The organism is Phaeodactylibacter xiamenensis (assembly GCF_965229835.1).
Lineage (GTDB): Bacteria > Bacteroidota > Bacteroidia > Chitinophagales > Saprospiraceae > Phaeodactylibacter > Phaeodactylibacter xiamenensis.
This window is the reverse complement of sequence record NZ_OZ245931.1, coordinates 1,248,617-1,261,273: the sequence shown is the minus strand read 5'-3', so window position 1 is coordinate 1,261,273 and position 12,657 is coordinate 1,248,617. Positions and strand designations below refer to the sequence as shown.

The 12,657-nt window shown below is 46.8% G+C and carries 6 protein-coding genes and 2 pseudogenes; all 8 read left to right on the top strand.

Translation table 11 applies throughout. From position 1 onward, the window contains the following. Positions 1 to 22: 22 nt before the first annotated feature. Positions 23 to 181 (top strand): annotated as a pseudogene (locus ACO08I_RS04500) (SUMF1/EgtB/PvdO family nonheme iron enzyme); the annotation flags it as partial. An 878-nt stretch (positions 182 to 1,059) separates the two neighbouring features. Then, entirely contained in the window at positions 1,060 to 1,506 is a 447-nt protein-coding gene (locus tag ACO08I_RS04495; protein WP_282774407.1) for an endonuclease domain-containing protein, read from the top strand. Between the two features lie 568 nt (positions 1,507 to 2,074). Next, positions 2,075 to 4,552, top strand: coding sequence for a gliding motility-associated C-terminal domain-containing protein (locus ACO08I_RS04490; protein ID WP_421948624.1), 2,478 nt, complete (start codon positions 2,075 to 2,077; stop codon positions 4,550 to 4,552). A 1,297-nt stretch (positions 4,553 to 5,849) separates the two neighbouring features. Beyond that, positions 5,850 to 8,129, top strand: coding sequence for a family 20 glycosylhydrolase (locus tag ACO08I_RS04485; protein WP_421948623.1), 2,280 nt, complete (start codon positions 5,850 to 5,852; stop codon positions 8,127 to 8,129). A gap of 919 nt (positions 8,130 to 9,048) precedes the next feature. Continuing rightward, positions 9,049 to 9,291 (top strand): RlmF-related methyltransferase, encoded by a 243-nt coding sequence (locus tag ACO08I_RS04480; protein WP_421948622.1) that lies wholly within the window; start codon positions 9,049 to 9,051, stop codon positions 9,289 to 9,291. Between the two features lie 13 nt (positions 9,292 to 9,304). Then, positions 9,305 to 9,529: pseudogene (locus tag ACO08I_RS04475) on the top strand (transposase family protein); the annotation flags it as partial. 209 nt (positions 9,530 to 9,738) lie between these two features. Further along, positions 9,739 to 9,882 (top strand): hypothetical protein, encoded by a 144-nt coding sequence (locus tag ACO08I_RS04470; RefSeq protein ID WP_282777252.1) that lies wholly within the window; start codon positions 9,739 to 9,741, stop codon positions 9,880 to 9,882. An 814-nt stretch (positions 9,883 to 10,696) separates the two neighbouring features. After that, complete coding sequence (locus ACO08I_RS04465; RefSeq protein WP_421948621.1) at positions 10,697 to 12,445, top strand: helix-turn-helix domain-containing protein; 1,749 nt, start codon at positions 10,697 to 10,699, stop codon at positions 12,443 to 12,445. Positions 12,446 to 12,657 lie beyond the last annotated feature (212 nt).

The window sequence follows — 12,657 nt, the reverse complement described above, 5'->3', positions numbered from 1 at the left end:
GTCATGTTAGCAAGGTAGTCGTCGGGTGCTCCGCGGCGGTTCCTGGAACAACAACACTAGGAACACCCGCGTTGCAAATCGCAACAGGAACAATCCTACGAATCGGAACAACAACAACGGGTTCCGTCTTGCCCGGGAGTATGCACAGCCCAGTGCTGTAAGCCAGCGTCTGGCTAGGTGAAGTTGCCAGTCAGAGCGTGCATTCAGTATAGTCCGATGGCCGTCCGGTGCTGCTGCCTTGAGGCAGATGCCAAATACATCGGCAAAAGGCGGGGCTAGTAGCGTTAGTGAACGTCCCTCCTGATGTCTTATAATTTTTTAAGCCAGCCGCCGGTCATTCTTCCCAGACTTTGGATTTGCTCGCTTACGAGCCGGTACTGCCCGGAAGAGATGAAGGTCTTTTTTTAGTCACCCCCACCTCTCTCTGTCATCTCCTAAAAAAGGTTGACGGCATTAATGAGATGGGATAGCGTTGAGTCCACCCCCCGGCCCCCGCCAGCGGGGGAGAGGTGTTGCCCGTGGTGTTGGGAAGCAAGGATGAGGTTTGGGCTTCGCTTTTGGGCACGAGCCGGGCATGCCGTGTATGGCGCGTGGAACGGTCACGCTAAGCTACAAGACTCCCGCTCTAAGCGCAACGCATTTTCCCCCTCCTGAGGGGGTAAGGGGGAGGAACATCCACCCCCAGCTCCCGTCCATGACGAAGCGAAGCTTGTCAGGATTTAGGAACCAGACGCTTGCGCCATAGCTGGCTACAGCGTCGGGGCACGGGGGAGAGGTGTTGCCCGTGATGTTGGTGAGTGGAGCCTAAGTCCGCCCTTCGCTTTTGGACTTGAGCCAGGCAGGCGTTGCGGTGCACGGTGTGTATGAAGCGTGAAAGCTCTGCATTGAACTCCAACGCCCCCACCTCAAGCGCAGCGCCTTTCCCCCTCTGGGCGCTTTCGCCTGGCTGCTATAGCGCCGGGGCAAGGGGGGCAGGAGGAGGTACTAGAACCAATTCCCTGAAAAGAGTTGACAACCAGGCAAACAGGCAGTATCTTTAAACGGACAAAAGATACCCCTATGGAACCCGCCTCTCCACAAAACAACTACCACTACAATAAAAGGCTCCAGCCTTATGCCAACAAGCTGCGCAAGAACATGACCAAAGCAGAGGCTTGCCTTTGGAAGTATGTCCTCCGGGCCAGAAATGTGAAAGGGTACACCTTCCGTCGGCAGCGCCCCATACTGAACTACATCGCGGACTTTGCATGCCTTGATTTGCGCCTGGTCATTGAAGTAGATGGTATTACTCACGAAACGGAGGAAGCGGCAGAACGGGATCGACAAAGAGACCGTGATCTTGAGTCAGTGGGCTTTACCGTACTTCGTTTCACCAACTGGGAGGTGCTGAATCGGATTGATGATGTTTCGGCGATTATTTTAAGATGGGTGGAGGAGAATGGGGTAGGTTCACCCGCCAGTCCCCGCCAACGGGGGAGACGCGTTGCCCGTGATGGTGGGAAATAGAGCTTAAAGTCTGCACTTCGCTTTCGGACCGTTAAGTCGTTGGGACATCAGGCGGCGACAGCTCATCGCAGTCCACAAACTCCGCCTGGCTCGCCATCAAATTCTCACCTCCCGTTGTTTTTGCTTTTGATTTCAACTTAACGGCCAGTGTAAATGATTTAGCGTTAAGCGGGGATATCCCATTGTTATAAAAGGCGGAGAGCCGTATGCTTTCCACCAACCGCAAAACCTTCGGCACAACAATAACAGTTCCTCGTATCTCGCTGATGCAATGAGATGGGCAGTGCTCATTTATATTATTGGCAGTCTGTTGAGAGTCCGAATAACAGCAGGTCAGCCGCGCAGGGCGGTATGCCTAAACAAGAAGGCTTAATTTTTTGAATATATTTGTGCCCTACAAATATTATACTGAACCCCAACATTAAGTTTTATGAATATGCTCAAATGTATCCGAAGTTACTCGATCTCTGTACTTATTATTCTCGTAATCACTACAACAGGAGCTCACTTACCAGATCGTACATCCATCATCAATTTAAATTGCCCACACCCGGATTATGATGCTCTCATGGTTCTTTATAATCAAACGAATGGTGCAGCGTGGGATGACAATACGGGCTGGGCAGAAGGTCAAATTGGCGAAAATTGTGACCCCTGTACCTGGTACGGCATCGGTTGCGATAACAACGGCAGAGTGATTAGCCTCATCCTTGATAATAATGCCCTGGCAGGGACAATACCTGATTTAAATTTACCCTTCCTAAGCCAGTTGGAGTTAGGTTTCAATCAGTTGGAAGGAGAAATTCCTGACTTCTCAAGCCTCCCAGCCCTGCAGCGATTTAGAGCTATGGATAATCAATTGACGGGTAGCCTTCCGGACTTTAGCAATATGCCTCTGCTCGAAATACTTCACTGTGCTAATAATGAGCTGTCTGGTACCATCCCGGATTTTACGAGTCTGCCCAATTTGCGAGAGTTAATCCTGATGGGGAATATGCTGGTGGGGACAATACCTGATTTTACCGACCTGCCAAACCTGGAGTGGCTGGAAATAGGCCAGAATCAGTTGGAAGGAGAAATTCCTGACTTTTCGGCTACTCCTCAGGTCTACCGGTTTCGGTGTATGAATAATTCCCTGACTGGAAACATCCCGGATTTCACAAACCTTCCATTGCTGGAAATTTTCCACTGTGCTGACAACAGCCTATCCGGTATGATACCCGCGTTTTCAAATACACCCGTACTTCGGGAATTGACTGTGGCTGGCAATGAGCTAACAGGGCCGATACCTGATTTAGCTTACCTTCCGGAGCTGGATGTATTCTATTGCAACAATAATAATCTATCCTGTTTTTTTCCTGCTTTCATATGCGGCTTGGATGTTTTTTCGTCCATCAATAACCCGATGATGCCCTGGCAAGGCGCACATGCTAACTTTTGTGCAGGAATAGATGAAGTTGGTGCGCCCTGTGATGATGGGAACCCGTTGTCAGAAGGAGATGCGATACAGGAGAGCTGCGATTGCCTGGGTGAAATTCCATGCAGCCTGAGCATCAGCTTTGACAGCACCGGAATATCATGCAATAGTGCAGCTGATGGCGAGTTGTCATTACTGATCTTTGATGGGGCTGCACCCTTTACTATCGACTGGAACATTGATGATTATGATGGAATGAGCACACTGGAAAGCCTCCCGCCAGGCAACTACAGCGTGGTGGTAACTGATACCTTGGGCTGTTCCGCGGAGGCGGCTATTGCGCTCACAGAACCCGCACCCCTGACCCTTAGCTGTTCGGAGTTAGCACCGGTCTCCACGGTAGGAGGTACTGATGGTATAGCCAGCTTAACAATAGATGGAGGGACACCGCCCTATGAGCTCAGCTATTCTGGGCCGGTCAGCGGTGTATTGGCAATCGACACCGGGAACTATACCTTGGATGATTTATCAGAAGGGAATTACATCTTTCAACTTACAGACGCCAATGGCTGTACTGCAGATTGCAGCACTGAGATTTCCGGGCCCAGCTGTGCGCTTGAGGTACTGCTTATAGCTACAGCCCCCAGCTGTTTCAATAGCAATGACGGCATCATTAATCTTGAAATTACCGGAGGGGTTGCTCCTTACGCTATCGACTGGAACGTGGATACGTTTGATGGGCAGGAAACCCTTTCAGGGTTACAGAGCGGGAGCTATCAGGTGGTGGTGACAGATGCCGAGAACTGCACCGCTGCAGGAGAAGTTATGATTTCAGCGCCTTCTGAATTACAGTTTGGTGTAACCGCTATTCATCCGGTTTGTCTTGGTGACAGTAGTGGAGAAGTCATCATTGATTCGGTTTTTGGAGGGACACCTCCCTATAGCATGGATTTCAACGGGTCGACATACAACATGGGCAATACATTCCCGTATATCCTCAGTGGGCAAAATGCTGGCAGTTATACCGCTATTATCACAGACAGTAACGGTTGTCAGATGAGCAGTGGACTTACTTTAGAGGAAGGGGAAGCATTAATTGTAAACCTAGGTGCAGACCTTAGCATACAGGCGGGTGATAGTGTTCTGCTTGACCCTGAAGCAACATCTACGATAGATAGCGTTATCTGGTCACCATCTGCTGGCCTAAGCGCGCCAAACAGCCCTAGCACCTTTGCTATTCCAGCTGAGACAACTACCTATGTGCTGACTGCTTTTTCCGATAATGGCTGTAGCGGTACAGATCTCATCACAATCACAGTTGAGCCGATCGATGGCAAGGTGTTTGTCCCTAATGCATTTAGCCCCAATGATGATGGCGTTAACGACCGCCTCATCGTATATGGAGGTGAAGATGTCATAAATGTAGAAGATTTTCAGGTGTTCGACCGTTGGGGCAATCAGCTTTATCAACAACAGGACTTCCCGCCAAACAGCTCCCTCCACGGTTGGGATGGTACATTCAGAGATGAGCGGATGCATACAGGAGTATATCTCTACTTTGTACAGTGCCGCCTAAGTGACGACCGTCTTCAGCTGCTAAAAGGAGATGTTACATTGATAAGGCCTTAATAGAGATGCTAACATAGCATCCCTAATGGACTTACCCTATTTTTTACACTTGACAGAGCACTGGGAGGAAATTTAGAATATCTAAGGTATTTTGATTGGTAGACAATCAGAATACAGCCATCTGTTAATGTCACTGATATTTAAATATTTCACATTTGTAAAATCAATGAAAAGACGGTGGGATAACATGCAATTTGCTTGGGGAAATTATGTTTAGCTCCCTTGTGTATTTTGTGAAAATAGCAAGGCTTCTTCGAGGTGTGAAATTGTTTTTTATTGTCACAAAAAGTAAGTATTTGTATTATACTTCTTCGATGCTCTTTTAATTTTAGGCTACTGAGAATCATAGAAGAGCATTTGTAAGCAGGTCAATCTGCTCTGAATCCTTTTCTCTTCATTGGTATGCCTCGGTATGGTCTAATAAACGCATTAGCCTAAGGAGAGTCTTTCGGTTCCGCTCTCAGCAATACAGCCCAGCCAATTAATTGTGCATAGTTTTTGGAGAATGAGTTATGTTACTTGTTTATGTTGTATTGCTAAGGAACCGTTAGGCTCACTCTTTACAATAATTTGTTATGGATTATAGGTAATTCTGTTTTCATGGTCATGGGTATGTTTAGGCTTATAGGTAGAGAAGGAAAAGATATTTGGAAATAGCTCTTTTACATTTTCTATCAGCCCCCCAGGCTGTCAATTACTCTGATTTTTAGTCAAGCCAATTCGTACCTGTGACTTTTTCCATCAAGGTAAAGCCACAGGTTCAGCTCCTCAACCTCAAACCAGTAAAGCCGAATATCCAGTTGGAGTGATAAAATGCCTAAAGAAGGCTTATGCTGTTGCCTCCCCGCTAAGATGCGCTCATATTGGATTCGTGAGATCGAAGGGCATGACCGGTTAAACATTTGAAGTTTGCCCCTCAACCAGTGCTTATTAATCCCTTTTTGGACTTGGCTATCATTAGAGATGCTAACATGGCACTATATTTAAGAATGGATTTTCCCTCCTCTGGATTAATTTCAAACCTTACACTCCCTATCTCACCGAGACAGGGCCATTTGTCAAATACTTCTGATTGTGAAGCAAACTCCAGGTAGTCCAGGTAAGGCTACATGGGGTCAATTCTTTCGGCAGGATACCCCAGGCAGTTAAAAGCCACTGCCCCGCTATTGCAGCAGGTTTATCCCGGAATCCTATATGCCCGAATTTAGGTATTTTCAGCCCCTGTGGCTGTCCATGGCCACTGTTGATAAAGCAAACGGGGGGCTTCCTCAGTAGCCCTGAAATGAAACGACTTCGCATGAAAAATACACTATTATTGTGCTTCCTGATTGTTGTCCTGATGGGCTGTCAGCAGGCTGGCCCACCTACGCCCGGCATTATTCCCCAACCGGCTGAAATTGAATACCAGCAGGGGGTATTCGAAGTCAATACAAATACGGTATTGGTAGTACCCGCTACCGGTAACGGGCAGAAGCTGGCGGAAGAACTGCAGGCTTTTCTCAAAGACCGCTTCCGGTTAGATTTGAAAACAGCTACAGAAGATCAGGCAAATGCCATTCACCTGGTAAAATCCGGGACAGAGGTGCCGGGTGCTTATCAACTGACTGTTTCCGAATCAGGTATACTGATTGAAAGCAGTACGGAACAGGGGCTCTTCTATGGTATTCAAACCCTGAAGCAATTGATGAGCCCGCAGGCTGTAGTTAAAGCCCCGGTACTTCGCTTTGTGCGCATTCAGGACAAGCCAGCCTTCTTGTGGAGAGGGATGATGTTGGATGTGTCCCGGCATTTTTTTCCAAAGGACTCCGTGAAAAAAGTGATCGATATTCTGGCCATGCACAAGATGAATAAGTTCCATTGGCACTTGGTGGACGGGATCGGCTGGCGGATCGAAACAGAGCGCTATCCGGAGCTTACAAGAAGAGGGGCCTGGCGGAAAGTGAAAGCCGGAAAGCAACCCTGGGAAGACTTTGAAACGGCGGACCAGCATGCAGAAGGGGAGGTCTATGGCGGTTATTACACAAAAGCAGACATTCAGGAAATCGTAGCCTATGCTGCGGACCGGTATATAGATATCATCCCGGAGATTGAGATGCCCGGGCACTCGGAAGCGGCCTTACAATGCTATCCCGAGCTGGCTTGCGATGGGCAGGGGGCACCTGGCGTTTATTGCGCGGGCAATGAAAAGACCTTCGAGTTCCTGCAAAACATCATAAGCGAGGTAGTGGAGTTATTCCCTGGGGAGTATCTGCATATTGGAGGGGATGAAGTAGGAAAAGAGGGCTGGCTGCAGTGCCCAAAATGCAGGCGCAGGATGCAGGTGGAAAATTTGCAGAGTGGAGAGGAGCTGCAAAGCTACTTTGTGAAGAGAATGGAAGCCTTTATTCATTCCAAAGGCAAAAAACTGATTGGCTGGGACGAAATTCTGGAAGGTGGCCTGCCGGAAAGAGCAACGGTCATGTCCTGGAGAGGCGTAAAAGGAGGCGTGGAAGCGGCCAATGCCGGGCATGATGTCGTATTGTCGCCGGGGTCTCCTCTATACTTCGACCATAGCCAGGGTAAAAGCGAATTTGAGCCACCTTCCTGGGGCGGCTACAACAACCTGCTCAGCGTTTATAATTTCGACCCTGTTCCGGATGAAATCGAACCGGGGAAAGAGCACCATATTCTCGGCGGTCAGGCGAACCTATGGACGGAGCAGGTCAGGACATTACGGCACGCTCAGTACATGATGCTGCCGAGGCTGTGCGCCCTTTCCGAAGTTCTTTGGACCCCTCCCGCACAGAAAAGCCAATCAGGTTTTATTGAGAAAATGGATGTTCATTTTGACCGGCTCTCAGATTTGGGGTACCATTTTGCCTGCAGCGCTCTCTCTCCTGATTATGAAGTGGCTTACGACAAAGGCAGCGCCACCTTCAGTCTGAGCCTGAAAAACGAGTTGGGCTTATACGAAATCAGGTATACCCTTGATGGTTCAGAACCCACAATGGATTCCAAACGGTATACCAGCCCCATCACCTACACGAGCCCAATTGAAGTGAAGGCACAATGCTTCAGAAAGGGCATTCCAATTGGTTTCCCGCTGCAAAAACTGTTTTCCACCGGATTTGGAGAGCAGTGCGAAGTAATCTACACGAACCCATATCACGAAACCTACAGTGGTGGAGGGGACAAAGCCCTGGTCAACAATAGATTTGCAATAGCCCGGGGCGATGATCCCAACTGGCAGGGGTTTCCAAAAAAGGATTTTGATGTAAAAATCGATTTAGGAGGCCCGAAGAAGCTCTCCTATGTGGGGCTGAACTTTTTTCAGCACATCAGCGCCACTTCCGTTATGCTGCCCACCCGGGTAGACATCTCTATCTCGGAGGACGGTCAAAACTTTACTCCGGTATTAGAGACGTCAGTGGCCACGTCCAAAGAAAGAGATCCGGTAATTAAGAGGATAGAAACCGCCTTTGAAGAACAATGGGTTGCCTTTATAAAGATCTCAGCAACCAACCGCGCTGTGCTTCCGGACTGGCATATTCGGGAAGGGGATGCCTGGCTTTTTGTGGATGAAATATCGGTGAAATAACAGGCCTGTTGGATCGGATCACAAACTATGGTGGTAAGATACCTTATCCCGTCCCGCAGCATCGTGAGATAGCAGTGCTGCTTAGGGGCGGGCTCCAACGCAAAGCGTGCTCGGAAAGTCGCCACAGGCAACCCAATACTTCAATCCTGACAGAGCACTGGTTGTTGAAAATTGTCCTTTTAGAGCGCAATATATGCGATAATCAGTGTCACATACATTAAATTAATTTTCATTTGTAAAGAGAAGAGAAGGTCGGCAAGAGGGTGTTTGTCTGGAGGGGTCGGTATGATATTTTGTTTGTGAGTTGTTTTGTAAAATTTTAGGCCTGTAATAAAGGATAAGGCAGCGCAAATAATTATGTTTCATTGTCACAAAAAGTAAGTATACACATTATGTGACCCTTTGATTCTTCTATTTTTGTTTTATCGAGGAGCAAAGAAGGGCATTTGTAAGTGGGTCAATATGTTCTGATTCTTTTCTTTGCATTAGTAAGCTTCGGTAGGGCTAATGAACGAATTAGCCCTTGTGAGTCTATCGGTTCCAATTTAGTTAAATATGTCAATTTTTAATAGTGCATAGTTTTTTGAAGAATGGTAATGTTGATTTTCATCTTGTTTAGCTAAGGAACCGTTAGTCTCACTGAATAATCAAATATTCTATGGTGTATTAGTATAGTTTGTTTTCATGGTCATGGGTATGTTTAGGTTTGCAGGCAGAGAATGAAAAGATGTTAGGCAATAGTTCTTTAATGTTCTCTACCGTGGTTCCCCATAAGTTTCGATTTCTCCAATTTCCTAATCCAACCAATTCATATCTATGGCCTTTTTTGCTTTAAGGCAAAAGCACACGGCGTTCGATGCCCTGTTCGCGCACTTCTTTTAAAATAGCATCTTCCAGTCCCATTGGTTGGCTTGATTTAGTGAGCTCTCGCACGTTTCTCCTGCAAATCATCTGGGAGAGCCGGACCTACGGTCAGCAGATCGGCTGGTTTACCAGTCTGTTTTCCCAAAAAGATAATGTGGAACCCCTGGGGCAGGCTCTGGAAAAGCGGGGGCGTACCCTTCAGCCAGTAGTGCCCGAAGAATACCGGGCGGCTTCCGGTAGGGTAGTGGGCGGTCTCAGCGTCCCGGAAGGGCAGGAGGTCCAGCTCCAAAATCACTAGGTATATTTAGTATATGTTAGCCGATTTGCAACTCCCTGACTCCAATATTCCGGGATTATGCGGGCTGGTGAAGAAAGCGGATTGCTTTGTATTGCACCTACAATCAAAGTTACAGCACTGGATTTGCCCGGAATGTGGAACAAAAAGCACCCGTATATATAGCACCTATACCAGGAAGCTATTGGATTTGCCTTGGACTGGGGAGCCAGTAAGAGGCCTGGTAAGGATAAGAAAAATCTATTGTTCCAATCCAGCGTGCCACCGTAAGATATTTGCTGAGCGGTTAGGTAAAGAGCTGGAGCCTTATGCCAGGCGGACAGGCAGATTGAACAAGCATCTCAATGCCATTGGGTTAGCCCTTGAGGGCAATGCAGGGTCAAGGCTGGCTTCCAGGGGGCTAGGGCTCGAGTCCCAGGTGCAATACAGGTTGCAGACCGTTGGCATTTATTGCAGAACCTTGGGGATGCCTTCAAGAGAATGCTGGACAAGCACAACCAGGAACTCCGTCTGTCTGCGGAAGATATTGCTGAAGCGAAGCTGAGGGGAAAAGCCAAAGACGAAGCACTCCTGTATACGAAGCCAAAGGATTAAATCCGATTAAGGTTACTACTGAGCCCAAGTTCGAGCTGAATTTCAAGAAAGTGAAAAGCTTGCAGGAGTAGGGGGCTTCCATTAAATCGATTCATCGGCAGACGGGCTTGCACCGGCAAACCATCAAGCGGTATTTGAAATACGAAGAATATCCGGAAGCTGCCTTGCGAGGACAGAACACTGAAATAACAGGTTACGAAGATTACATTAGTGAAAGATAGAACCAGGGTGAGAGCAATGGCAATCAATTATGGAGGGAAATCAAAGAACAAGGCTTCACCGGATCTTTTCAAAGTATATACCGCCTGATAAAGGGCTACCCCAGAGATACCGATAGGGCAAAGCTCCCGCCACCACTAAAGATAAGGGCCTGGTCAGCACGGAAAGTCAGCATGCTATTAGGAAAAGAAATGGGTTTATTGAAGGAAGAGGAACAGTCTTATTTTTACGCAAGTCTACAAGTGGATGTAAATTCATGAGAGAAAATATGTTTTGTAGTTATGGTGAACCACGAAATCTTATTTTTACTCGCTTTTTTCAAACCTCACTCATAACCATCGGGTAGAGCACAATCAATAAGTTGTGCAATAGAGAATTGCACCTTTTTGAATATGTTTGTACTGGATTCAAAATTTTGCAAGCCGTTCTTAAATGGCGGTATCAATTCTTTTGGAGCTCTGTTTGTGTCGCTCAGCGCTGCACAAGCGAAGCTAGTGGTGAAATAAGTTTAGGTTTTTAAGAGGGTCGTCATATAGTAAGTCAGCCTTCGGTCCTGAACCTGTTTTGCAATTAAATAATATGCACAAATATTTTTATGATCAATCTGGCCAAAAGCTATGAGCTCTTTTCCGTGGTTATTATTCTTTTTTTAGGAGTGGTAATTCCAGTCAGTGCCGAAGAAACGAAAGAGCAGGAATTATCGTATGAAACAATAAAGGCACTGCTCCCGGAAGAGATGGATAAGGCAGAGCCACTGATTGACGCTTTCTATGAAACAGCGGTACAAAATGGAAAAGACTCTCTGCTCGCTAAGAGTTACTATTTATATGGTCTGTACCATTATTACAGGGGGGAGCTATACTTATCGATCGATAGTTATCTAAAAGCCCTGGAAACCGATTATGCAGCTCAAGATATTGAGTTCGCTGGCGCCTGTTGGAACAACCTTGGTATCAACTATGATTACCAAGGTTACCCGGGTAAATCTATTGAGGCTTACAACGCGTCATTAAAAGCTGCGGAGGAGCTCAACGATTCGCTAAGCATAGGGCAAAGTTGGATTAATATAGGGCTGTTAGAGGTCAAAAACGGGGAGTTGTTGCAGGGTGAGAAGATATTGAACAAGGCACTAAGGTTCTTTGAAGTACTTGGGGATACCCTGAATATGGCATTGTGCTGCCAAAATTTGGCTGTGACGACTAAGAAGGCGGAGGACTGGGAGTTTTTTAAAGCCTATACAGAACGTGCGCTGGAGTTGTTTTCAGCAAAAGGCTACAGGCTTGGGGTTGCACAAATGAACAATAACCTCGGCGTATATTACTCTGTAGTAGGCCAAAACACAAAGGCAGAATCCTACTACGAGATAGCGATAGATCAGGCGAGGCAGGTTGGAAATATCCTCTTTTTAGGGAGTATCCTGATCAATCAGGCAGATCATGCTGTACAAAATGGGAAGTATGGCCAAGCGGTTGATTTAAAGAAAAATGCATTACAATTATTTCAGCAGGCAAAAGCAAATGATCTCATCGAGCGAGCTATGATTGAGCTGCTCGACCTCTTTGCTGTTTTGGGCGATTACGATCAGTTCAAGGCTCAGCTTGAGCACTACGTCCGGTATAAGGAAGAATTCGCATCGAGTACAGCTGCTGCAAGGTTCACAGAATTAAAGTCGCTCTATGAGCATGAGCGACACATGAGCCAAATCAAACAGCAGGCCTATGAGCTGCAGCAGAATCAACGGTTCCTGATCCTAATAGGGGTAAGCTTGGCTGTTGCTTTGACCGGATTACTGGTATTGAGCCTGCTGTATTTTAAAAATCGACGGCTAGTACGGTCGCTTTACAAAAAAAATAAAAATGCCCTTAGGCAAACGCATTCAGCGTACCCGCATGAGGTTCCGGATATAGCACCGCTAGAGCAGGTTGCCGGTACAGATAAGGACGCGGAAAAGGCTCATCTCACAGCGGAAGAAGCCAGTATAGAAAGCGTTGACCGGCTGGAACAGCTCTTTCTTGACATCAATGCATTGGTCGATGGCTTGAAATTGTACAAAAACCCAACTCTGACGTTAAGCGAGCTAGCGAAACAGCTCAATACCAATGAAACTTACATTTCACAGGCCATCAATCAATATGCGTATAAGAACTTCAATACCTTCATCAACCAATTTCGTATTGAGGAAGCGCAGAAACTGATGATTGAAAGCAGGGGAGAGGTAGTCCTCGATCAGCTTATTGAGAACTGTGGGTTCAACAGTAAGTCCACTTTTTACCGTTTGTTCAAGCAGCAAACCGGATTGACGCCCAGCCAATATTTATACAATGCCAGTCTTGAGGAAGAGTAAACACGAGGAACTCTTTGATTGTCTTAATGCCCTTGAGCCCTTGATTTTAGAACCATTTCAAAGATTTGGGAGTAGGTTTTCAAAGATTTGGGAGCAGATTTTCAAAGATTTGGGAGCAGGATTCAAAGATTTGGGAAGCGGGCAATATGGGTAATGAGCTAATTTTACAGTGCCAGAAGTACAAAGTATAAGAATACTTTTTTTGGTACGAG